The 23,335-nt window shown below is 63.9% G+C and carries 23 protein-coding genes and 1 tRNA gene; 10 read left to right on the forward strand and 14 right to left on the reverse strand.

What is annotated here, in order from left to right:
• Positions 1-63 precede the first annotated feature (63 nt).
• A complete protein-coding gene (locus C8J98_RS01100) occupies positions 64-1,041 on the forward strand; it encodes an alpha/beta hydrolase (protein ID WP_158272558.1) in 978 nt (325 codons plus the stop codon).
• A 72-nt stretch (positions 1,042-1,113) separates the two neighbouring features.
• On the opposite strand, the gene C8J98_RS01105 is transcribed toward C8J98_RS01100, so the two are convergent.
• The 11 genes from C8J98_RS01105 to C8J98_RS01155 form a co-directional block, all read right to left on the reverse strand.
• Positions 1,114-1,632 (reverse strand): hypothetical protein, encoded by a 519-nt coding sequence (locus C8J98_RS01105; protein ID WP_107910100.1) that lies wholly within the window; start codon positions 1,630-1,632, stop codon positions 1,114-1,116.
• A 49-nt stretch (positions 1,633-1,681) separates the two neighbouring features.
• Positions 1,682-3,115 (reverse strand): efflux transporter outer membrane subunit, encoded by a 1,434-nt coding sequence (locus tag C8J98_RS01110; protein ID WP_107910102.1) that lies wholly within the window; start codon positions 3,113-3,115, stop codon positions 1,682-1,684.
• Positions 3,099-4,286 carry an efflux RND transporter periplasmic adaptor subunit gene (locus C8J98_RS01115; protein ID WP_107910103.1) on the reverse strand — a complete coding sequence of 396 codons (1,188 nt, stop codon included), beginning with the start codon at positions 4,284-4,286 and terminating at the stop codon, positions 3,099-3,101. The genes C8J98_RS01110 and C8J98_RS01115 overlap by 17 nt, the downstream gene beginning before the upstream one ends.
• Positions 4,276-7,515, reverse strand: coding sequence for an efflux RND transporter permease subunit (locus C8J98_RS01120; protein ID WP_107910105.1), 3,240 nt, complete (start codon positions 7,513-7,515; stop codon positions 4,276-4,278). Before C8J98_RS01120 ends, C8J98_RS01115 begins: the two co-directional genes overlap by 11 nt.
• A 136-nt stretch (positions 7,516-7,651) precedes the next feature.
• Entirely contained in the window at positions 7,652-9,043 is a 1,392-nt protein-coding gene (locus tag C8J98_RS01125) for an ATP-binding protein (protein WP_107910107.1), read from the reverse strand.
• Entirely contained in the window at positions 9,040-9,705 is a 666-nt protein-coding gene (locus C8J98_RS01130; protein WP_107910109.1) for a response regulator, read from the reverse strand. The genes C8J98_RS01125 and C8J98_RS01130 overlap by 4 nt, the downstream gene beginning before the upstream one ends.
• A gap of 93 nt (positions 9,706-9,798) precedes the next feature.
• The gene (locus C8J98_RS01135) at positions 9,799-10,254 is read right to left on the reverse strand and encodes a hemerythrin domain-containing protein (RefSeq protein ID WP_107910111.1); all 456 of its coding nucleotides are present in this window, start codon (positions 10,252-10,254) and stop codon (positions 9,799-9,801) included.
• Between the two features lie 58 nt (positions 10,255-10,312).
• Positions 10,313-11,428, reverse strand: a complete 1,116-nt coding sequence (locus C8J98_RS01140) for an acyltransferase (RefSeq protein WP_107910113.1) — start codon at positions 11,426-11,428, stop codon at positions 10,313-10,315.
• A gap of 61 nt (positions 11,429-11,489) precedes the next feature.
• Complete coding sequence (locus C8J98_RS01145; protein WP_107910115.1) at positions 11,490-11,966, reverse strand: VOC family protein; 477 nt, start codon at positions 11,964-11,966, stop codon at positions 11,490-11,492.
• Complete coding sequence (locus C8J98_RS01150; protein ID WP_107910117.1) at positions 11,938-12,444, reverse strand: DMT family transporter; 507 nt, start codon at positions 12,442-12,444, stop codon at positions 11,938-11,940. Before C8J98_RS01150 ends, C8J98_RS01145 begins: the two co-directional genes overlap by 29 nt.
• An 11-nt stretch (positions 12,445-12,455) precedes the next feature.
• Positions 12,456-12,884, reverse strand: a complete 429-nt coding sequence (locus tag C8J98_RS01155) for a DMT family transporter (RefSeq protein WP_107910119.1) — start codon at positions 12,882-12,884, stop codon at positions 12,456-12,458.
• A 98-nt stretch (positions 12,885-12,982) separates the two neighbouring features.
• On the opposite strand from C8J98_RS01155, the gene C8J98_RS01160 reads away from it, so the two are divergent.
• Complete coding sequence (locus tag C8J98_RS01160) at positions 12,983-13,906, forward strand: LysR family transcriptional regulator (RefSeq protein WP_107910121.1); 924 nt, start codon at positions 12,983-12,985, stop codon at positions 13,904-13,906.
• A gap of 205 nt (positions 13,907-14,111) precedes the next feature.
• Positions 14,112-14,234, forward strand: coding sequence for a hypothetical protein (locus C8J98_RS22440; protein WP_255417709.1), 123 nt, complete (start codon positions 14,112-14,114; stop codon positions 14,232-14,234).
• Positions 14,235-14,307: 73 nt separating this feature from the next.
• Here C8J98_RS22440 and C8J98_RS01165 read toward each other — a convergent pair whose 3' ends face one another.
• Positions 14,308-15,069 carry an SEL1-like repeat protein gene (locus C8J98_RS01165; protein ID WP_107910123.1) on the reverse strand — a complete coding sequence of 254 codons (762 nt, stop codon included), beginning with the start codon at positions 15,067-15,069 and terminating at the stop codon, positions 14,308-14,310.
• A gap of 917 nt (positions 15,070-15,986) precedes the next feature.
• Between C8J98_RS01165 and C8J98_RS01170 the strand changes: the two genes are divergently transcribed.
• The gene (locus C8J98_RS01170) at positions 15,987-16,283 is read left to right on the forward strand and encodes a hypothetical protein (RefSeq protein WP_107910125.1); all 297 of its coding nucleotides are present in this window, start codon (positions 15,987-15,989) and stop codon (positions 16,281-16,283) included.
• Here C8J98_RS01170 and C8J98_RS01175 read toward each other — a convergent pair.
• On the reverse strand, positions 16,276-16,701 hold the full coding sequence (locus C8J98_RS01175; protein ID WP_107910127.1) for a hypothetical protein: 426 nt from the start codon (positions 16,699-16,701) through the stop codon (positions 16,276-16,278). The two genes, C8J98_RS01170 and C8J98_RS01175, sit on opposite strands and share 8 nt — an antisense overlap.
• Before the next feature lie 111 nt (positions 16,702-16,812).
• A tRNA-Gly gene (locus C8J98_RS01180) sits at positions 16,813-16,886 on the reverse strand.
• 135 nt (positions 16,887-17,021) lie between these two features.
• Here C8J98_RS01180 and C8J98_RS21980 point away from each other — a divergent pair.
• The 6 genes from C8J98_RS21980 (at position 17,022) to C8J98_RS01210 (ending at position 23,312) form a co-directional block, all read left to right on the forward strand.
• Positions 17,022-17,735 (forward strand): hypothetical protein, encoded by a 714-nt coding sequence (locus tag C8J98_RS21980; protein WP_158272559.1) that lies wholly within the window; start codon positions 17,022-17,024, stop codon positions 17,733-17,735.
• A 45-nt stretch (positions 17,736-17,780) separates the two neighbouring features.
• A complete protein-coding gene (gene thiS / locus C8J98_RS01190) occupies positions 17,781-17,981 on the forward strand; it encodes a sulfur carrier protein ThiS (RefSeq protein ID WP_107910131.1) in 201 nt (66 codons plus the stop codon).
• Between the two features lie 27 nt (positions 17,982-18,008).
• Positions 18,009-18,809 (forward strand): thiazole synthase, encoded by an 801-nt coding sequence (locus C8J98_RS01195; RefSeq protein ID WP_107910133.1) that lies wholly within the window; start codon positions 18,009-18,011, stop codon positions 18,807-18,809.
• A gap of 1 nt (position 18,810) precedes the next feature.
• On the forward strand, positions 18,811-19,536 hold the full coding sequence (gene trmB, locus C8J98_RS01200; RefSeq protein ID WP_107911094.1) for a tRNA (guanosine(46)-N7)-methyltransferase TrmB: 726 nt from the start codon (positions 18,811-18,813) through the stop codon (positions 19,534-19,536).
• Between the two features lie 62 nt (positions 19,537-19,598).
• Positions 19,599-21,317 carry a ubiquinone-dependent pyruvate dehydrogenase gene (gene poxB, locus C8J98_RS01205; protein ID WP_199229794.1) on the forward strand — a complete coding sequence of 573 codons (1,719 nt, stop codon included), beginning with the start codon at positions 19,599-19,601 and terminating at the stop codon, positions 21,315-21,317.
• 177 nt (positions 21,318-21,494) lie between these two features.
• A complete protein-coding gene (locus C8J98_RS01210; RefSeq protein ID WP_107910137.1) occupies positions 21,495-23,312 on the forward strand; it encodes an SLC13 family permease in 1,818 nt (605 codons plus the stop codon).
• The last annotated feature ends 23 nt before the right edge of the window (positions 23,313-23,335 follow it).

The raw sequence follows: 23,335 nt of genomic DNA on the forward strand, positions 1-23,335 counted from the left end.
CGCCGATCGCAAGCTCCTACGATGGAATCGAGCCCAGCACGGGCCCAGGGGAAAGGAAGCATCATGCTCAAAGCCGTCGTAGCTCTCGCGGCGTTTGCCGTCGCCTCCGCCCACGCCGAACAGGCTCGCCACGACATCGTCGTGGACGGCGTACGCATCACCTACTGGACCTCCCGCGACATCAAGCCCACGGATACGCCCGTGGTCTTCCTGCACGGTGGTCCCGGCTACAACAGCTACAGCTTCCGTCGCACCGCCGGGCCGATGCTCGAAGGCGATGCCCCCATGGTCTACATGGACGAGCGCGGCTCCGGCGCCAGCGAACGGCCGATCTCCAGGGACTATTCACTGGGCGCCATGGCCGCTGACGTCGAAGGTGTGCGCAAGGCCCTGGGCGTGGATCGCATCATTCCGATGGGCCATAGTTTCGGCGGCGCCGTGGCGGCCACCTATGCCACGACCTATGCCGCACACGTGGACCGCCTGATCCTGGTCGACGCGGCCATCGACATGCCGGCGGCAATGGGCGTCTGGATGGATGCACTCAAGGCGAGCCAGCCGGACGCGTGGAAAGCGGAACAGGCCACTGACGCTGGCCGCGCGCTGGCGGCGACGGACCCGAAAGATCGCTGTGCCCTGAGCAGGGCGCGATTCGCCTTCGTCATGGAGGCGGCCGAAAAGCTTCCCGATCCGACGGTGTTCTACACCATGCAGCAGTTTCGCAAGCCCGAGGGAAAGACCGAGCAGAAGCGTATCGACGCCGAGGGCGGCTTCCGCAGCTCGGGCGAGGTCGCGGGGGCCGTCTTCGGGCCGAAGTCCGATTTTGTTTGCTACCGCGCGGACCCGACGGGCTTGTCCATGCCCGTACTGGTCATCGTCGGCAAATACGATTACTCGGTCGGCGCCGCACCGCTTAAAACCTTCGCGAAGGAGCTCAAGAACGGCCACTTCGTCGAGCTCACCGATAGCGCCCACTTCAGCTATCAGGAGCAGCCGCAAGCATTCGTCAGCGCCGTGGAGGGCTTTCTCCGGCAGCGCTGACGCCACTCGGACCGACAGGGCCTCGACGGCGCGCAGGCCCTGAATGTTCTGAAAGTTCGCGCACGGAAATCGTCAATACGGCCTCGGGTCCGGTTCCTGCGCGACGCTTTTCCAGATGCCGTTCAGGAGCAGGTGGCGAACGCGACCGACATAGTTGTCGGTTGCCGCAAGCACCCTTGGTCTCGCATGGTCACTGAACGAAACCACCGTGCGCGAATGGTCGCACAGGGCCGACAGCACGTTCGCATCGTCAGCACTCGCGTTTGACAGCTGTGCCTTCGGTTGAACGGCGCATAGCGTATCGGAGCGGCCGGAGAAATTCCCGATGTAGACCTCGACACGATCCGCGCCGCTGGCCTCGATGTGACTTCCAGCATCTGCCCACGCCTTGCCGTGATCGTCGAAGGCTTCCGTGCGACCATCGGGCAAGTGGAACAGGAACGGCATGTGATCCATCTTCTCGGACCAGTGCTGGTACGTATCGGATGTCTCGACCGTCCTGGTCTGGGTTACCGCAGTGCACCCGACAGACAAGCCGGTGCTGGCGATGATGACCAGGGCGTGTCGAAGGGTTCGATAGGCGCATGACATGGTGCTGATTCTCCTTGGGGTATGAAACAAGACACGCTCCGACAAACGACTAACGCTCGGTCCAGCCGCCACCCAGGGCGCGGATCAGGTCGACACTGGCTTGCAGCTGGCGGGTGCGCACACGCTCAGCCGTGCGTTCGGCCGTCAGCGCCGTCGCCTGTGCCGTCACCACTTCCAGGTAACTGACGACGCCTTCGTTGTAGCGGTTGGTGGCGAGCGTCTGCGACTGCTTTGCCGCCTCCGCCGCTGTGTTCTCCTGGCGCTCTTCGCGGCCCAGCGCCTGCAACAACGACAGGTTGTCTTCCACCTGTTGAAAGGCCTTCAGCACGACGCCGCGATACTGCGCCGAGGCGGTCGCGAACTCCGCCCTCGCCTCGGCCTCGCGCCCGTGACGCAGCCCGCCATCGAAGAGGTTGAGCGAAGCCAGGGGACCCAGGCTCCAGAACTGGTTGCCCGCGGACAGAAGATCGCCGTGGCCAACGTCCTGCCAACCCAGCGCGGCGCCGAGGCTCAGGGTCGGATAGAACGCTGCGCGCGCCACGCCGATGCCGGCATTGGCCGCATACGCGCGACGTTCGGCCGCGGCGATATCCGGCCGACGCTGCAACAAGGTGGAGGGAACACTCAAGGGAATACCCGGCACCGTCAACGAGGCGGTGTGGTCGGCCAACGAGAAAATGGATGCGGGCTCGCCAACGAGTGCCGCGATGGCGTGCTCGGTGAGCGTGCGCTGGACGCCCAGTTCGGTGGCCTGGGCCTGGGCATCGGCATACAGCGCGTTGGCTCGCGCCACGTCGAGCCCCGAGGACACGCCGCCGGCCATCCGCTGCTGCGTCATCTGCTGGCCCTGACCGAAGGCGACCAGGGAGTCGCGGAGGATACGCAGTTCGACATCGTCGCCGCGAAGACCGATGTAGAGGTCGGCCAGGCGGCCCTGCAAGCTCAGCCGGGCTGTCGCCAGATCGGCCTGGGCCGCATCACTACGCGCGCGGCCCTGCGCCACCTCGTTGCGGATGCGTCCCCACAGATCCAGCTCATATCCCGCACCAAAGGCCACCGTGCGGGTGTCGTACTCGTTCGGTTGGCTGGACCCACGAAGCGGGCGATTGTCGGACTGCCGGTCATTCGTGGGGCTCGCATCGATACCCGCATGCGGCGCCTGCTGCGAACCGACTTCCTGCAGGTACGCTCGCGACGCATCCAGCCGCGCCACCGCCACCCCGATGTCCGGGTTGTTGGTGTCGAGTTTGTCTTCCAGGCCATCGAGCACGGGATCGTCGTAAATTTTCCACCACGAGCCTCTGGCGCCAACATCGTCGGGTCGGGCAATACTCCAGCCCTTCGGATCGGCAACGCCCTTGTATGCATCCGGCAGATGGCCGATCGTTGGCCTGACATAGTCGGGTGCGAGCGAACAGCCACCCAGAACCAGAAGGCATACCGCGGACACCGCACGCACGATCGACTCACGCGTTCGCGTCATGTCGGCTTCCATCGGCCTGCGGCAGGGCAAGACGAACCACATCGCCCTGACCGAGTGAGTCGGTGGGATGATCGATGATCCGGTCATGCGGCTGCAGGCCCTGGTCGATCTCAAGCCTGTCGCCCAGGTCCATTGCGATATGCACGTCGCGCAATACCACCTTGTTGTCCGGGCCCAGGACGGCAACCTGCGGACCGGCGGCGCGGAACAGCAAGGTCGTCGCCGGCACCGTCATCGTGTTAGCGGCGGCGAGCGTCGTCAGCTGAACCTCGGCGAAGTCGCCCGGCAGGAGATCCTGATGCGGATTCTTCACTTCGAACTGCGCCAGCAACGTGCCGGATGCGCGGTTGATGGCCCGCGATGTGCCGATCAGCGTGCCTTCCACGATTTCACCGCCGTGACCCAGCACCAGCAGCTTCACCTTCATGCCTGGCAGGATCGACGATGCATAACCCTGGGGAACCTGGGTATACAGGCGCATCCTGCTGGTGTCGGCCACGGAGAACAGGGGCTCGCCGCCGTTCGAATTGGCTGTGATGAGGTCGCCGATGTCCGTGTTGCGTGCGGTCACCGTGCCATCGAACGGGGCGACAATGCGTTTGAACGATTCGAGCGCAGCCAGGCGGTCGACATCGGCTCGCGCGGCGAGTTGGTTCGCGCCCGCCGTCTCCGCTTCGCTGGCCTTCTCGTCGGCTTCCTGCTTGGACACCGAATGCGATTCGAGCAGGTTCTTCCAGCGTCGGGCCGTGGTGTCGGCAAGGCGGACGTTGGCCTGGGCGCGAACGAGCTCGGCCTTGGCCTGCTCGAACTGTTGGTCCAGTTCCGGCGTCTCGATGAGCCCGAGCAACTGGCCAGCGCTCACCTTCTCGCCGATGTCCACATTCCATTGCTTCAGGTAACCGCCCACGCGTGCGTGGATGGGCGCGGCGATCCATGCATCCAGGTGGCCCGGCAAGGTGAGTCCCTGCGCGGAGCTCAACGCGGAGGCTGAGATGACCTGCACGCTGGGCGTGAGCTGTGCCTGCGTCCATGTGCTGAGATCGCGCGACTGGACCGCGCGCAGAGCAAGCCCGGCAATGACGCCGACCGATGCGAGCGCGACGCCGATGGCGAGGGCAAGGCGGACACGGGGTGGCCGCCCCGCGATGGCGGTGGTGGCTTCATGCGACATGAGGCTGGTCTCCAATGAGGCGCTGATCGGACGTTGCGGTCGCGGCGCGACCATGCACGATGGCGAAGATGACGGGGACGAAAAGCAGCGTGGCGAAGGTCGCGAACATCAGCCCGCCAATAACGGCACGGCCCAGTGGTGAGTTCTGCTCCTGGCTGAGCGCCATGGGCAGCATGCCGATGATCATCGCCAGTGCGGTCATGCACACCGGGCGGAAGCGGGTGAAACCGGCCTCGAGCGCCGCCTTGACCGGGTCGCCATGCTCGGCAAGGCGTTCGCGACAGAAGCTCACCACGAGGATCGCGTTCGCCGTCGCTACGCCCATGCACATGATCGCGCCGGTGAGTGCCGGTACCGAAAGGCTCGTATGCGTGAGGAACAGTATCCACACGATGCCGGCGAGCGCGGCGGGAAGCGCGGTGATGATCACGAACGGATCCACCCAAGACTGGAAGTTGACCACGATGAGCAGGTAGATCAACACGACGGCGCCAACGAGGCCGAACAGCAGGCCGCTGAAGGCCTCGTTCATCGTGCCCACCTGGCCGTGCAGACTGACCAGCGAGCCTTTGGGTCGCTGGGATGCGAATCGCGCCAGGACATGCTGCACGTCACTGGCCACGCCACCCAGATCACGCCCCTGGATGGAGGCATAGATGTCGTACGCCGGCATGATGTTGTAGTGGGATACCACGGCGTCGCTGGGTCCGCGGGTGAAGCTGGCCACGCCACCGAGGATTTGCGTGGCACCGTCACCGGACGCCGTCACCGGCAGCGCCTTCAGGTCGGCCATGGAATCCATGAGGTATTGCGGCGTGGACGCAACGATGGCGTAGGACACGCCGTTCTTCGGATTCAGCCAGAACGCGGGAGCGACCTGCGAGCTACCGGCCAGCGATGACACCATGCTGTTGGTGACGTCGCGTTCGGTGATACCCAGGCTGTCGGCGCGTATCCGGTCCACCTTGACGTTGAGCTGCGGATAACTGGAACTTTGCTGGAGGCGCACATCGACGATGCCGTCGATCTTGCGGAGCTCCTTCATGAGAGCCTGCGCATAGGCTTCATTGGCTTTCCTGTCGCGCCCCGCGACTGATACATCCAGCGGCGAGGGAGAACCGAAGTTGAGGATCTGACTGGTCATGTCCGAAGGCAGGAAGGCGAACTGTGTCCCGGCGAACTGGCGCGGAAGGGTTTCCCGCAAGCGCTTCATGAAGTCGGCTGCCGGCCGATGCCCTTGCCTGAGCACGATCTGGATATCGCCATCCTGCGAGCCGATCGTGCCGCTGCTGCTGTAGACGAGGTTCACGCCACTGAGCGGCAGCCCGATGTTGTCAATGATGGCGTCGAGCTGGTCGGGGGGAATGACTTCGCGAATGGCCCGTTCGATGTGGTCGAACTCGGCAGCCGTTTCTTCCACGCGGGTGCCCATGGGCGCGCGCACATGCATGGATAGGGAGTCGGAGTCGACCGCGGGAAAGAAGTCGCGACCCAACGCGGGAACCAGCGCGAAGGACAGCAGGACAACGCCGAGGAACCCCGCGACGAACTGCCTGCGATGGTCCAGCGCCATGGCGAGCGTGCCGTAGTAGGTATCGCGAATCCGGGTAAAGCGGCGTTCGAAGCCGGCCTGGAACGCAAGCAGCCCGTGCACCAGCACGCCATGCCGTGCCGGACGGTGCTGGTCTCCCTCGTGATGATTGAGGTAGCCGTCCTCCGGATGACCGCCCTTGCCGCCCTCGACGCGATGGGGCTTCAACAGGAACATGGCGAGCGTCGGCACCAGCGTGCGCGAAAGCATGAAGGACGACGCCATGGCGAAGATGACGGCCAGCGCCATCGGCCGGAACAGGAAACCGGCGATACCATCGAGCATGAACATCGGCACGAACACGATGCAGATGCAAAGCAGCGACACGAAGGCCGGCGTCACGATCTGCTTCGCGCCATCCATGATGGCGCTCACCACGCCCTTACCCTGCTCGAGATGCCAGTTGATGTTCTCGATGGTGACCGTCGCATCGTCGACGAGGATGCCGACGGCCAGCGCGAGGCCGCCCAGGGTCATCACGTTGAGGGTCTGCCCGAACAGCGACAGCAACGCGATAGCCGACAGGATCGACAAAGGGATGGACAGCGCGATGATGACCGTGGATCGCCAGCTGCCAAGGAACAAGAGGATCATCACCGAGGTCAGCACCGCGGCGATCACGCCCTCCCGCGCCACCGATGCGACGGCGGACTTCACGAAGATCGACTGATCGCTCAGGAGACTCATCTTCAGCGACTTCGGCTGGGTCTCCCCGATCAACGGCAGCAGCTTCTTGATGCCGGCGACGACATCGAGCGTGGACGCATTGCCGTTCTTGAGCGCTGGCATCAGCACGGCGCGTTTGCCGTCGACGCGCACGATATTGTTCTGCGGTGGCGCACCGTCGCGAACGTGAGCCACGTCGCCGATGGTGATCGTGGCGCCATTGACCGTCTTGATCGGCAGATCGTTCAGCTCGTCGATCGCGGCCGGGCTGTTGTTGAGCTGGACGTGATACTCGTAGGTGCCTATCTTCGCCGTACCCACGGGAATGATCTGATTCTGCGCGGCCAATGCATTGCCCACGTCCTGCGCGGATAAACCCTTGGCCGCAAGCGCTCGCGGATTGAGGTCAAGCGTCACTTGCTTCTGCTTGCCGCCGTACGGCGTCGGGATTGCCACCCCGGGCACCGAGATCAGCGTCGGCCGCATGAAGTTCTGGGCTATATCGCGGATGGTGGCTTCGGAAAGAACCGGGCTGGACAGCGCCATCTGTAGCACCGGCACCGTGGAGGCGTTGTAATTGAGGATCAGCGGTGGCGTGATCCCCGGCGGCATCTGCTTGACCACCGTCTGCGAGATGGAGGTGACCTGCGCCGTTGCGGTGCGAATATCCACGCCGGGCTGGAAGAAGATCTTCACGACGCCAACGCCGGGCAGCGACTGCGACTCGATGTGCTCGATGTCGTTGACCGACGTGGTGAGCTGACGCTCGTAGTAATAGATCACGCGCCCCGACATCTGGTCTGGCGGCAGGCCGTTATAGGTCCAGACGACACTGATCACCGGAATGCCGATGTTCGGAAAGATATCCGTTGGCGTGCGCAAGGCCGCGAGCGGGCCCGCGATGAGGATCAACAGGGCCAGTACGATGAAGGTATAGGGACGCGCCAGCGCGATACGGACTAGCGCCAGCATGTGCAGCGCTCCGCCGCGATGGGGTCCGGGGGCGTGACGAGGTTACGTTTCATCGGCGGTATCGATGGCATCTGACCCGGGCAGAAGTGCCCTGGGTCATTCTCCGTACCGATGCTTGTGGAATTCTTTTGTCCGGCTAAGGAGCGTCGATGGAGATATGAACGAGCAGACCGTGTCCGGACGGCGCTTCCAGCAAGGTGATCCAACCATCGTGCAGTTCCACAGCGCGCTGGACGATGCTCAGCCCGAGGCCGAACCCCGTCTGCTTGCTGTCGGAGCCACGATGAAAGCGCTGAAATGCCGCCTCGCGTCGTTCCGCGGGAATACCCGGACCGTCATCGCAAACGGTGATCAACGCCCTGCCCGCCTCGCGTGTGAGTGCGATGTCCACGTGACTGCGATCCTGTGTATGGCGCAGCGCGTTCTCGATCAGGTTACGGAACATGGCGGTCAAGGCGACTTCGTGACCGGAGACGTAGAGCTGGGGTTCGTCGTGGTTCAGGCTGAGCTCGATCTCCTTTTCCGCCATGCCCGGTGCCAACTCCTCGATCACCTCGGTAGCGATCGTTACCAGGTCGAGCGGCACGCGGTGTTGGGAAGCGGCCCCCGCTTCGAGCCGCGCGATCGCCAGGATCTGCTCGATGCGGCGAGCGAGGCGTGCGAGGCTGCGGCGCGCGTTACGCACGGTGTATTGAATCTCTACCGGATCATCGGTAAGAAGCGCACCTTCCATGTGAATCATGGTGGCGGCAAGCGGCGTGCGCAGTTCGTGGGCGACATCGCCCGCGAAGCGCTGCTCGCGCTCGATGGCGTCCTCCAGCCGTTCCAGCTGTTGGTTGAGGGTCACGATGAGCGGCTTGATCTCGTCTGGCGAGCCATCGACGGCGATGAGCTTGCGGCTGCCGGGTTCGCGCCGCGCCAGGATACGGGTCAGCGTGTCCACCGGCCGCAGGCCACGCCTTACGGCAACGCCCGCCAGGAACGCGAGCAGGGGCAAGCCGATCACCAGGGGCAGGCCATGCTCCAGGATGAGTCCGTCGGTAATGTCGCTGCGATTATCCGCGCGCTCACCGATGCGAATAGTGAGGTTGAAACGATTGGTCAGCGTGAATAACCGCCATCGCGCACCACCGTGTTCCATGTTGCTGAAGCCGCGTTCGCCAGGCGCAGGCGGCGGAAGGTCGGCCAGATTGGCGGTGGCCGCAATCAGGGTGCCGTGAGGGTCGTAAGCCTGGAAACCGACCTCCGGCTCGAAGTTCCTGGCATGTACCGAGATCACCACGCTACCGCGCTGGGCTTCGGTGGCCAATTGCAGCGCACGACTGGGATCCTGCCCTGCATAGCCACCCTGGCCATAGGCGATCAGGGTACCCAGTGTGCGTCCGGCTTCGGCCAGACGCCCGTCGAGCAGGTGGTTCATCTCATGCAATTCGCTCTGGAAGCTGAAGATGCCCAACGGGATGAGCACCGCCACCTGCACGAGGATGATCAGCCACGTGATGCGCGTGCGGAGGCTGCTCGAGCTCACTTCGGCTCCCTCGGCATCATGTACCCGATCCCGCGCACGGTCTGGATCACCTCCGCGCTCAGCTTGCGACGCAGCCAGTGCACGTGCACCTCGATGGCGTTGCGGTCCACCACGGTATCGAAGCCATAAACCGAGCCTTCGAGGGATTCGCGCCGTACGATCCGGCCAGCGCGTTCCATCAGGATCCGCAGCAAGGCAAACTCGCGACGGGTGAGCGAGATGCGTTCGCCACGGAAGGCAACGTCGGTAGTGGCCAGGTCGAGCACCAGACCGCCGACCTCCACGCGGTTGTCGACCAGGCCCTGGGCCCGGCGCGTCAACGAGCGGATACGCGCCGCCAGTTCGCCCAGATGAAACGGTTTGACCAGATAGTCATCCGCGCCCAGGTCGAGCCCCTTGATGCGTGCCTCGGGTGCATCCCGCGCCGTCATCACCAGGATCGGCGTCTTCACCCCTGCCCGACGGGCCTCCAGCAACACCTCCAGGCCGTCCTTGCCTGGCAGGCCGAGGTCGAGCAACACCAGATCGACCGAGCCGTCGGCCAGTGCCGCCGCGCCCTGGCGGCCGTCGGTAAGCCAGGTCACCGCATAGGACTGCTGCTCGAGCGCGTGCTTGATCGCTTCGCCCAGTTCGGCGTCGTCTTCCAACAGGAGAAGGTGCATGGTCGGGGCGCGGGCTCGGTGTCAGGCGGGGGTCGAAGGCAGGATGATCCCCGAAAAGGCTTTTCCCAAGCTTTCCTTCGGCAGCGCTGACCGCTACTCGCTGGCGAGCCGCTTGTGCAGGGCGAGATACTCCTTGCGGTATTTCTTCGCCAGCGAGGTCTTCTGCCGGGCGGTAAGGATCTTGCCGCCCAGCTGGAAGAAGCTGCGCTCTTCCTCGCGAAGATGGTCGTGCAGCTCCTCGGAAAGCTTGCCGAGGTTGGCGGCCCACCTGCGACCGGCGTGAGTCACCGTCTGCAACGCCTCGACGAGGTCGTCCATCTTGTGATGATCGGCCAGCGCATCGCGCGACGGGTGCAGCCCGCGGTCGTCCATCAGCATCGGCACGTAGAGGAAGCGCTCCTCGGCCGCTTCGTGGGCGGCCAGCTCGATACGTAGCGCGGAGAACAACTCCACCCGGTACTCGCCCGGCTCTGAACGCATGAGCTTGCGCATCAGTGAGCGCTGGATAACGTGGCTCTCGCGGAGAGCTTCGAAGATCGTCTCGGACATGGCGTTCCCGGCTTTGTCATGGAGGCACCATCGTCGCCGTTGTGGTGTCAGGGTTTCGTCAGCGCTCTGGAGCCGCGATGGCGGGCTCCAGCGAGTGAGTGGCGACGGGTCGTCCAGGCAAGCGCCTGCCCAATCCCCTCAGCAGGGGCTTCTCGAGGAAGCGATAGCTGAGCAGGCCCGCGCCGAGCCCGATAAGGCCCATGACCAGGGCAAGGAGGGAACGGTTGACCACCCCTACCCACCCGAGGCGATCAAATACGGCGGCGGCGCTCGTGAAGATCACCTCGTGCCAGAGATAGATCGAGAACGACGCGTCACCCAGGTACTGCAGCGCCATGGGCATGACTCGCGACTTGCCGAGCTCGAACGCCGCTGCACCGTAGACGATGAGAGCCGCCGGGAATCCCCAGCACGCGAGGCGCAGGAGATACGAAAGCGCTGCACGACCGCCGTCCGCGTGCAATGGGACGGCTCCGATGAGCAACAAGGCCACACCCGCGCAAAGTGCGAGCAGGCGGTAACGGCTCTCGCCGCGCTCGATGAGAACGGCGACGCCCATGCCCAGCAGGAACTCGAGAAGGATCGGAGCGAACACGTAGTCGAGCGGAATATTCAGGCGGAACACCGCGGCAAGCACAGTGACGATGCCGATCGTCGCGAACCACCCAAGCAGGCCCGTGTAGATCCGCTTCGGAAAGAAAAGCATGCTGAGCGCCGTGGCCGCGTAGAAATAGACTTCGAACGTCAGGGTCCACGCCGCCTGGACGCGATAGTTGGGAAGGCTGTTCACCAGCAGGAGCAGTTCGAGCTGGGGTTTCTTCACGAAGGAGCTCGCCGGCGGCAGCCAGATCAACATCACGGTGGCGACACCGAAGACGATCCAGTAAAGCGGATAGATCCTGATGAAGCGTTTCATCGCGAATTCGTGGAACGCCGCGCGCCGCCCGATGAGCGCGGCCTGGCCGGCCGATCGCCGGGTCACGTGATAGATGATGAAACCTGAAATAACGAAGAAGATATCGACGCCGGAGATCCCGACGGCCGTGAACCCTGTCCTCGCCCAATGCGTCCGCATGGGAACGATGTCCCAGAACAAATGGCTGGTCAGGACCATCAGGGCTGCGATCGCGCGCAGGCCCTGGATGTTCCGATAGTTCGTGCGGGCCAGTTCCATGATGCGTCGGGCGAGCCCCGGCTAAAGGCAGGTAGTGCCGATAGCTCCACGATTGGTTGCGTCAGCCTTTTCCGTTCGGGTATGAGACCAGCTCGAGCTGCATGCCCCAGGGACTGAGGAAGTACACCCATGTCTCGCCCGCGGTAGGTCCCTGCTCCATCACGGTCGGTTCGCCAAGAACGGTCAGTCCCTGTGCGCGCAAGTACTCGACCGCTTGATGCATGTCATCGACATAGAACGCCACATGATGGCCACCCACGTCCGAGTTCAGCGGCCCGACCTTGTTCTGCGCCTGCGACGCAGCATATTCGAAGATCTCCAGAAGCATGTTACCGGCTTCCATCATGACGATCTTCTTTAGAACATCGCGCGACTTGACGTTCAGATGAACGCTCATCCAGTCGTCGTCGGACGCGAACGGGCCGTGTTCGTAGGCAACCTTGAAGCCAAAGTGCTTCTTGAAAAATTCAACGGCTTGATCGATCGAAGGCACGGTAAAGCCGATGTGATCAACTTTGCTTAAGGTGGGGATGCTCATTGCTTTCTCCGTTCAATGCCATCGCTTGCGCACCCTGCCGGGCGTTACTGCGATAAATCAGGAAGAGCGCGATGGCGAGCAGGATCATTGCCGCGTAGCGGGCGCCGCTCAGCCGGATGACGGGATTGTTCAACCAACCGAAGTTATCGATCAGAAGGCTCATCAGAAGCTGACCACTGATCACCGAAACCGTCGCGGCGGCCGTGCCCACGCGAGGCATCGCAAATACGATAACGAGCATGTACACCACGCCAAAGAACGCGCCGGTGACCTGCCAACGCGGTGCCGTGAACAGCGTCAGCGCATGCTGGGGTTCAAACAAGAAGGCATAGAGGAGACTGAGCATGGCGCCCAGGGTGAAGGTCAGCCAGGCGCTTTCGAGCACGCCTACGTGCGAACCGAGGCGACCGTTGATAGCCGACTGCGCGCACAGGATGGCGCCGCTGGCGACAACAAGCACGATCATGAAAATGAGCATGGCGACGTTCCTTAATGGATCAACCAGAGCGCAACGAGGATGGCCACGAGAGCGGCCACGCGATAACCGTCGACTTCGCGCCTGGCACTCCCCAGCCAGCCGAAATGATCGATGACCAGACTCGCGGCGACCTGACCGAACAGGATGCCGACCATCGTCAGGCCCACGCCGACAAACGGAGTCGCGATGGTCAGCGCTGCCACGTAGACGGGCCCGAGGACGCCACCGGTGAGCAGCCAGCGCGGCTGCGAGAACATCAGGGCAAGACGCGGGCGACCGAAAATGAGGCCGAAGGTCAGGAGCAAGGAGCCCAGGGCGAAGATGCCCACGACAGCCCAGGCGTGCCCGACCTCTTCGCCCAGAGGCCCCAGAAGTCCCGCCTCGACCGACAACCCCATCCCGGCGGCGACAACCAGCGGGATAAGCCAAACGTGTTTCATGAGTTGAGTTCCGCCAACAGAGTGGCAAACGTGGTGCAATGCCTTCATCGGAACAATTAGTCGAAAATTGAATACATCATTGCCTGCAGGACAACTCGATGCAGCTCAATTCCTTACGTTACTTCGCCATGGTCGCGGCAACGGGAAGTTTCATCGCGACCGCGCGCCACTTCCGTGTCCCGGCCTCATCGGTCTCCCGGCACATCGCAGCGCTGGAAAAAGAAGTGGCCCAGCAACTGCTTTACCGGCATACGCGCGCGGTGCGCCTGACCGACTCGGGTGAGCGGTATTACCTGGTGGTGAGAGAAGCCCTCGACCTGCTGGACATGGCCGCGGAACAGGCGGCCGATAAGGACGCCAACCCCAAGGGCCTGGTGCGCATCAATGCACCGGTCGCCCTGGGTCGATTACACATCGCGCCGGTCCTGAACAACCTCCTGAAGACGTATCCCGACCTGTCGGTCCAGCTCACCCTCACCGATGCCTTCATCGATCCGGTGCAGGAGGGAGCGGATATTACGGTTCGCGTCGGACACCTGGAGAGTTCCGGCCTGGTCGCCCGCGACGTGGGACCGCAGCGCTACATCATCTGTGCGAGTAAAGAGTATCTGGACGCCCACGGGATACCCGGGAGCCCTGCCGACCTCGCCCGGCACAACTGTCTGGTGTATCGCGGCTATCGGGGCGCGCAGCGTTGGTACTTTCGCAAACCCGGCGATGCGCAGTATGAAGGATTTGACGTCAACGGCAGCTTTCAGAGCAACAACGCGGAAACACTGGTCTCCGCCGCTGAATCATCATTGGGCATCGTGCTGTTTCCCACGTGGCTGTTTCAGTCCGGCAGCTTCAGGAAGGGTCGTCTGGTGAAACTGTTGACCAACTGGGAGAGCTCCGTGGAAGCGGAGCCTCCCGGCATCCATCTGGTCTCGCCTGAAAATCGCTCGCGGTCGAGAAAGGTACGGGTAGTGAGGGACTTCCTGCTCGAACACATTGGCAGTCCGCCCTACTGGGACCGGGTCTGATACCGGAACGCGAGCGCCGCTGGACCCGCGAAGGGTTGCGTCGGATACTCGCCAGCACCGAGTGACAGGGCTGGGTTGACAGGGGGCAAGCAATGCGTCGAATCATCGTGCTGGCATGCGCCGCATGGGTCTTCATGCTGGGCACCGTTCTTCCGGTGGCCGCGGAAACGGCCTCCCCGGGGGCCTTCCGCCGTGGCATTTCCACATGACGCCGGACCAGGTCCGTTCGTTCAATGATTACAGTCCCTACGACGGCGTCGGCAAGGACTCGCTCGGCACGCATAACGCCGTTTTCAACGGCGGCCTTGAATTCGTGCAGTTTGATTGAGGACGGCGGCCTCTCCCGACTGGGCGTCTTACTACGAGCCGCCGCGTACCTGAGAGGGGTACGCGTCGCTCTTCTACTGCACCACGTCGATGGCACCGACGCTGACGTGCCCACTCCAGCCTTCAAAGACGTCCGCGGCCTTGCTGTCGACATACTTCACGACGACCTGTGACGGGACGCAGGACGAAGTCATGGAACTGATCGTCCCGGCATCCATGCTCCCCACTCCGGCGAGCTGGCTGGCGTCCCGTACACCTTCCATGCAGTAGGTACCGGACGCCGCGGCGCCCACCAGACGACGCACGCCGTCGCCATAACGTTGCTCGGCGCGGGGTCCCGCCACGGCATCTGCGTAGGTTTTCTTCATGGAGTCCAGATAGTCATCCGCCTTCGCCAGTTCCGCGGGGCTTAGCTGCCCCTTTAACTCATCGTAAGGTGCCTGGAACCGCGGAGTATGACGTTCCGACGCCAACGCGAACCAGGCCAGCGCAAGAGGTCGATTCACCGGTTGCTGATCGCCGTTCAAGGCCATGACACCCAGAACGTATTGCGCAGGTTTGCTGGCCCAGCCTGCCGCCTCCTTGAAGAACTTCTCCGCATAACGGTGCTTGTTCTCGCCGTAGCTCTGGGCTGCCAGGCAATAGAAATACTCACCCGGAAGAAATTTCTCCATGCCCGAGATGCACTTCGCGCTGGCCAGCTGTTCATCGCTTGGCGGTGACGCCGGTTGTTGAACATCCTGTGCCTTGAGCGCTGGTACGCCGAGGCACAACAGGATGGTAAGGAGGATCGTTCTTGCGCGACCTGACGAAATGCTCCGGCGTGACTGACGCATCGTGTATCTCTCCGTGATTCTGCAAAAGTCTACCTGCAGAAATATCTCAGGAGAACGGCGCAAAAATGCGAAGTGACCGTACGAGTTTGCGAGCTTGCATGCGGACAACCGGGCCTATCGCGTGACGCGATTACGATCTGCGGAAATCGCCCGCAAAGACTGTGGCGGCGAAAGGATCACTTCGTCACATGTGTCGCACACGCCGAACAGGAGGTCGCGCACTACACCCGACCCATCGGAGAAGGAGACATCCCGATAGCGAAAAGTCACCGTCACCACCCCATCGACATCGCAGACCGCTCGCTCGACGTGTCCTTCGTGAAAGATTCTCATGGCATTCCTGTGCTGTGTACGCTGCGCACACCCTATGCGAAAAATGTCGTTCCGACAAACGAAACGAACTCGCTTGGTTTCACACCTACAGACAACCGTAAGTTGATTTGATACGGTCCTAACCGTTGCCCGCATCGTCGACTCAAACGCCTCGCGGACAACCATCGCTTTACGCGGTGAAGAAGCGCGAGCCAGAGGTGCTACTAACACCCCTGGCCCGCTAACCAAAACCAACATCGAGAGTTGATAATGGCTGAGATCCATCATACGGCACCCGCTCGCCCGCCGAGTCCCCTCGGCGACACACCCACCGGTTATCGAGCCGTCTGCTCACGTCGCAGACACAGCTGAAGAACCGCGGCGGAAGCCGTTGTACTCAGAAGTTTCTTGGTCGTCTTACCCGGCATGTCGCCGCGTGGACTGCTGAAACGGTCTGACGTCGCGACCCACTTCATCAGCTATGCCACCCGCCGCCCGGTCACGGGTCGCCTGTGAACCCGCGAGTCCGTTTGGGCCGCGGCACGTCGTGCCACGCATGGCGTGCCGCACCTGGACGTGAGGAAGGAAACGTAAGGAGAGAGGCAATGACTGCATCGAACAGCCACAGGTTGGATGGGCGCATCACCTATCACGTCGATCCCGAAGCGTCGGCACACGAGCTTATGAATGCGGCGACCGAGTGGCTTCAATTTGCACGCGGTCTTACCGCACTGTTAGCCGATCTGGTGCACGAAGCCGACGCGGTCGACTGCCAGCGCATGGCGCTTGGATTGGAAGCAATTGGGGCACTGACGCAGATGGGCGTGCAATGCACGGCTCACGCCCATGCGCGCATGACGTGGGAAACGCCCAGTCCACCTGACAGTCACACCCTCAGGTAGCAACCGGTTTGGCGGCAATCCAGGCGACTAAGAGACAAATGGCGATGATCGAGGCCATCACGCAAGGTACCGCGAAGAAGTACATGGCGGCGATGATCGCATTGGCGATGAATGCGATCAGGAAGACCGCGATGAAAGGCCGCATGCGCGCCGGATCGAGACGGGCCTGCCCGGCAATCAACCAGAGCAGGACGGCCTGGGCGAGCATGAAGACGCTGATGCTGATCCCGAAGCCAAAATAGAAGTCCTGCATCGATCGCTGCGCGCCCATCGCGTCGAAACGGTGTGCCGCCATCGATTGCACGATGGCCATCGTTTCAGGGCCTTCGTCGGGCACCCATGGCATGCCCAGGGTGTGACCGAGTGCGTAGAGAAACGCGACAATCGCCGCGACCCGCAACAGAACAAACGGTTTCATCGCAACTCCCCCGAGCCCCGTGAATGACGCGAGCCTAGCGGTGCGGCGGCTTGGTGGCAATGTGCGTGGGGAATGTCTCGGCGCTGGAAATGGAAAGAGCGCTGCGCGAACTGGAGCGGGTGAAGGGAATCGAACCCTCGTCAGTAGCTTGGGAAGCTACAGCTCTACCATTGAGCTACACCCGCGTCGGCAGGGGATGGTAATACGTCAGCGCCGCGAGGGGAAAGGTGGCGCCCGGCTGAACGCCCCAGGGAGCCGCCCCACCGCCCCCCGGCGGCGGGCGCATAATCGTGGCAGGGAATTCCTACGAGGACCGGGCCATGCATCGAATGCTCTCGCTTTCCGTCATCGCCGCGCTCGCGCTTGGCGCGGCCGGCGCGGCCTCGGCCCAGTCCCGGACCGTTTCTACGGCCGACATGCCCAAGCCGGGCGTCAGCTATATCTCTGGCCCGTCCACACCGGTCCGGCGGGAAACCGTCAGCACCGGCACCCTGCCCCAACCCGCCCGCCTGTACGTGAACGGCCAGGTCTCGGGCGGCAGCTACGAGGGCCAGGGCGGCAGCTACGGCAATGGTGGCTATGGCGACCAGACCGCCAACTACGGCGGTGGTGGCTATTACTCGGGCGGCTACGGCAACTACCCAGGCAACGGCAACTACCCAGGCAACGGCGGCAATAACGGCTACGGCCATAACCACGACCACGACCACGGCGGCTACCCGGGTAACGGCGGCGGCCACGACGGCAACGGTTACCAGCCCCCCGGTAACTCGGTCACCGTCGGCGCGAAATCCAATCCTCCGAACGGCAAGCCCGGCGCGCAGATCGCGGCCCCCAGGCAGGAACGCGACTCGAACCACAACGGCAACTACGGCTGGAACCAGTATCCCCAGCCGATTCCCGTCAACACCGGCGTGAACGCCAATCGCGGCTCGGTGCCGGGCACCGGCATGGGTACCGGCAACCAGCCGGGCACCGGCATTCCCCTGCGCAGTGGCAATGGCGGCGGCAACGGGTACGGGCGCGGCCGCTGAGGCAACCGGTTCGCGGCGGCCACGGCCGCCCGTTACAATGGCTGGATGCATATCACCCTCAATGGCGATGCGCGTGATTGCGCGCCCGGCACATCCGTGTCGTCCCTGCTCGATGCCGCCGGCTATGCCGGCAAGCGCGTGGCCGTGGAAGTGAACCTCGAGATCGTGCCGCGCAGCGCGCACGCGACCCATCGGCTCGCCGACGGCGACCGGGTCGAGATCGTCCATGCCATTGGCGGCGGCTGAGCCGCGCCCACCGACGGAAGACCCCGCATGAACCACTACTCCCCCGCTGGCGACGACCTGCTTACCGTCGCCGGACGCACGTTCCACTCGCGCCTGCTCACCGGCACGGGCAAGTACAAGGATTTCGACGAGACCCGCCGGGCGACGGAAGCCGCCGGCGCGCAGATCGTTACCCTGGCCATCCGTCGCGTGAACATCGGCCAGGACGCGAGCCAGCCCAACCTGCTCGACGCCCTGCCGCCGGATCGCTTCACCCTGCTGCCGAACACCGCCGGCTGCTATACCGCCGACGATGCGGTGCGCACCTGCCGGCTCGCCCGCGAGCTGCTCGACGGCCATAACCTGGTCAAGCTCGAAGTACTCGGCGACGAGCGCACGCTCTATCCCGACGTCGTGCAGACCCTGGTCGCCGCCGAAAAGCTCGTGGCCGACGGTTTCGACGTCATGGTCTACACCTCGGACGACCCGATCCTGGCGCGTCGCCTGGAGGCCATCGGCTGCGCGGCGATCATGCCGCTGGCCGCACCGATCGGTTCGGGCCTCGGCATCCAGAATCGCTACAACCTGCTCGAGATCATCGAGAACGCCAAGGTCCCGGTCATCGTCGACGCCGGTGTCGGCACCGCCTCGGACGCCGCCATCGCCATGGAACTCGGTTGCGACGGCGTGCTGATGAATACCGCTATCGCCGGTGCGAAGCATCCGGTGCTCATGGCGCATGCGATGAAGCTCGCCGTGGAAGCCGGTCGCGCCGCGTTTCACGCCGGCCGCATTCCGCGCAAGCGCTTCGCCTCGGCGTCGAGCCCGATCGATGGGTTGGTCGGCTGACATGACGCACGACGAAGACAGCACGGGCGACGCGCCCTACCTCCGCCGTATCCGCAGCTTCGTACTGCGCGAAGGCCGGATGACCACGGCGCAGCAACGCGCCTTCGACGATCACTGGTCCCGTTTCGGGCTCGACTACAACGCGAGCGAACGCGATCTCGGCGCCACGTTTGGCCGCGAGGCGCCGCGCGTGCTCGAGATCGGCTTCGGCAACGGGGAAGCGCTGGCCTGGGCGAGCGAGCACGACCTGGCTCGCGACTACATCGGCGTGGAAGTGCATAGTCCGGGCGTCGGCCGCCTGATGAACGCACTCGCTGCGCGCGAGGCCAGCAACGTGCGCGTGTACAAACACGATGCGGTCGAAGTGCTCGAGCACGAGATTCCTCCCGCCAGCCTGTCCGAAGTACGCATCTGGTTTCCGGATCCCTGGCACAAGAAGCGCCACAACAAGCGTCGGCTGGTCCAGCCGGCGTTCGTCGAGCTACTGGCCTCGCGCATGGCGCCGGGCGGCCTGCTTCATCTGGCGACGGACTGGGAGGCCTATGCGGAACACATGCGTGAAACCATGGAAGCCGCCTCGGGCTGGCATAACCGCGTGGGTCCGGGCGTGAGCGCCGAGCGCCCCGCCTGGCGCATCGAGACCCACTTCGAGCGTCGCGGCACGCGGCTGGGCCACGGTGTCTGGGACTATCTGTACGAATGGCGCGGTTTGACCACGACACCTTGACCGCTTAGCTGGCATAAGGGGGGCTTCGTGCTTACGGAACCCTCCCGATGTCCATTTCAAGCGTGGCCGATCTGATCGCCGAAACCCTCGAAGAAGCCGGCGTCCGCCGCATCTATGGCCTGGTCGGCGACAGCCTCAACGCGATCACCGACTCCCTGCGCGAACGCAAGCGCATCGAATGGGTCCATGTGCGCAATGAAGAAGCCGCCGCTTTCGCGGCCGGTGGCGAATCCCAGCTGACCGGCGAGCTCGCGGTCTGCGCCGGCAGCTGCGGCCCCGGCAACCTGCACCTCATCAACGGCCTGTTCGATTGCAACCGCTCGCGCACGCCCGTGCTGGCCATCGCCGCGCATATTCCCAGCGCCGAGATCGGCAGCGGCTACTTCCAGGAAACGCACCCGACCGAGCTGTTCCGCGAGTGCAGCGTGTACTGCGAGATGGTGTCCGATCCCGCGCAGATGCCGCACGTCCTCGACTCGGCCATCCGCGCAGCGGTAGGCCAGCGCGGCGTGGCCGTCGTAGTGATCCCCGGCGATGTGGCCATGCGCAAGGCCCTGGTCAAGGCCGTGACGCCGGCCGCCGGGCTGTTGCCACCGAAGCCCAAGGTGATTCCGGCGGAGCGTGAACTCGACGCGCTCGCGGCCCTGCTCAACGCAGGCAAGCGCATCACCCTTCTTTGCGGGCGCGGCACGGCCGGCGCGCACGACGACCTGATCGCCCTGGCGGACACCCTGAAATCGCCGATCGTGCATGCGCTCGGCGGCAAGGAGTATGTCGAGTACGACAACCCCTTCGACGTCGGCATGACCGGCCTGATCGGTTTCAGCTCCGGCTATCACGCCATGGAAGACTGCGACACCCTGCTGATGCTCGGCACCGATTTTCCTTATCGGCAGTTCTATCCGGAGGACGCGAAGATCGCCCAGGTGGACCTGCGTCCGGGCAACATCGGCCGGCGTTGCCGTGTCGACCTCGGCATCGTCGGCGACGTGGGCGAAACGATCCGCGCCCTGCTTCCCCGCCTCGAGCCCATGCGCGTGCGCGGCCATCTCGATCGCTGCCTCGCTCATTACGCCCGGGCACGGCAGGATCTGGACCAGCTCGCCGCGATCGAACCGGGGCGCGAACTGATCCATCCGCAGCAGCTCAGCCGACTGGTCAGCGAACTGGCCGAAGAGGACGCGGTCTTCACCGTCGATGTCGGCACGCCCACCGTCTGGGCCGCGCGCTACCTGCGCATGAACGGCAAACGCCGCCTGCTTGGCTCCTTCGTGCACGGCTCGATGGCCAACGCCATGCCGCAGGCAATCGGCGCGCAGGCATCGCATCCGGGCCGCCAGGTCATTTCGCTATCCGGCGACGGCGGCTTCTCCATGCTGATGGGCGACTTCATCACGCTCGCCCAGGAAGGCCTGCCGGTGAAGGTCATCGTGCTCAATAACGGCACCCTGGGCTTCGTTGAGCTGGAAATGAAGGCGGCCGGACTGCTGGAAACCGGCGTGGAGCTGAAGAACCCCGATTTCGCCGCAATGGCGAATGCCATGGGCATCCATGGCCGCCGCGTCACCCGTGCCAGCGACCTGCCTTCGGCCGTCGCCGAGGTGCTTTCGCATGAGGGCCCTGCCCTGCTTGACGTGGTCAGCAATCGCCTCGAGCTGTCCATGCCGCCGAAGATCAGCGGCGAGCAGGTGAAGGGCTTCAGCCTTTATGCGTTGAAGGCGGTGATGAGCGGGCGCGGCGATTCGATCGTCGACCTCGCCCTGAGCAACCTCAGCCGCTGAAAGGGCAGCCACTGACCGGAGAAACGCGGGCTGCCATGCGGCCCGCTTCAGCCGGGAGCCACCCCCAACGCGTATACTCCTGCGGCATCACTCGCCGCCTGGCAAGACCATGCCACCGCACGTCCCAACCGACCGGATCCGGATAGCCGGCTAGTGGCTCTTACCCTCACTCCCGAAATGATCCTTGTGCTGGGCCTGGTGGGCTTCACCATGCTCATGCTCGTTCTGGAGTGGATCCGGGCCGATATGGTGGCCCTGCTCGTCGTGGTCGCGATCGGCCTCACCGGCCTGATCCCCGGCGACCAGGTATTCAATGGCTTTGCCGGCAACGCCGTCATCGCCATCATCGCCATCATGATCATGGGTGCGGGCCTCGACCGCGCCGGCGTACTGAACCTTACCGCTGCCTTCGTCATGCGCATGGCGCGTGGCGTGGAGTCGCGGCTCGGCGTGGTGGTGAACAGCGTCACCAGCCTGTTCAGTGCGGTGATTCCCAGCCAGGCGCTGGCGGCGCTGATGATTCCCGTGACCAGCCGCCTTTCCGCCCGCACGGGCGTGCCGATGTCGCGCCTGCTGTTGCCCATGGCGTTCTGCATCCTCACCGCCACCAACACCACGCTGATCGCCAACTCGCCGCTCATCGTTCTCAACGACCTGATCGCCAGCGCGAACAGCAATCTGCCGCCGGGCGCGCACACCATTCCCAAGTTCGGCCTTTTCAGCGTCACCCCCGTGGGTCTGGTGCTGGCCGTGGTCGGCGTACTGTTCTTCTACCTGTTCACCCGCAAGCTGCTGCCCGAGCGCGAAGACGATCGCCTCAAGGTCACGCCGGGACGCACGGAAAGCTACTTTGCCGACACCTATGGCATCGTTGGCGAAACCGCCGAGCTCACCGTCACGGCGGAAAGCCCGCTGGTCGGCATGAGCATCGGCGAAGTGGAGCAGCTGCATGGCGCGCCGCTGATCCTGGCGATCAAGAACGGCAACGAGAGCCGCGTGGCGCCGCCGTCCGACCAGATGATCTGGGTGGGCACGGTGCTTGGCGTACTGGCTCCGCGCGATGCCATCAATGCCTTCGCCAACAACCAGTTATGCCGCGTGTCCATGCGCCTGCGCCAGCTCGGCGAGCAGTTCAACACGACGCGCGCCGGTATTTCCGAGGCGGTGGTGCCGCCCAGCTCGCGTTTCATCAAGCAGACCGTCGGTGAGCTGCGCCTGCGCAAGCGCTTCGGCATCTCCGTGCTCGCGGTGAATCGTGGCGATGAAGTGTTCCGCGAGGACGTCCGCGCGGTGACCCTGCGCGCCGGCGACACGCTGGTGCTGCATAGCAAGTGGCGCGACCTGATACTGGCCGAGGAAGACCGCGACTTCGTGGTGGTCACCGACGTACCCAAGGAGGAGGCGCGCCCGGGCAAGATCTGGCAGGCCGTCTTCTTCTTCGTGCTGGCCAAGTGCCTGGCGCTGTTCACCCACCTCGACCTCTCCGTGGCGATGATGACCGGCGCCGTCGGCATGCTGCTGACCGGCGTGCTGAACATGGACGAGGCTTACAAGGCGATCAACTGGAAGACCATCTTCGTCACGGCCTGTCTGATTCCCCTGGGCTGGTCGATGGACTCCACCGGCACCGCCTCGTGGATCGCCCAGGAAGTGCTGGCCGTACTTGGCCATGCGCCGCAGTGGACGCTGCAGCTGTCGATCGCCGTGCTTACGCTGATGTTCTCGCAGGTCATGTCGAACGTGGGCGCCACCGTGATGATGGTGCCGATCGCCATCAGCGTGGCGGTGAGTACGGGGGGTAACCCGTCGGCTTACGCGCTGATTGTCGCGGTGTCGTCGTCGAATACCTTCCTGCTGCCTTCGGGCCATCCGGCACTCATGATGGTGGCGGGTCCGGGTGGTTATCGCGCCAAGGATTTTCTGCGCGTCGGCCTGCCTCTGACAATCATCGTGCTTACACTGACCCTGGTCACGATCAACTTCATGTATCGCTGAGGGGGAAGCCCTCGGCCGAGACG

The sequence above is a fragment of the Luteibacter sp. OK325 genome (assembly GCF_003050935.1).
Taxonomy (GTDB): Bacteria; Pseudomonadota; Gammaproteobacteria; order Xanthomonadales; family Rhodanobacteraceae; genus Luteibacter.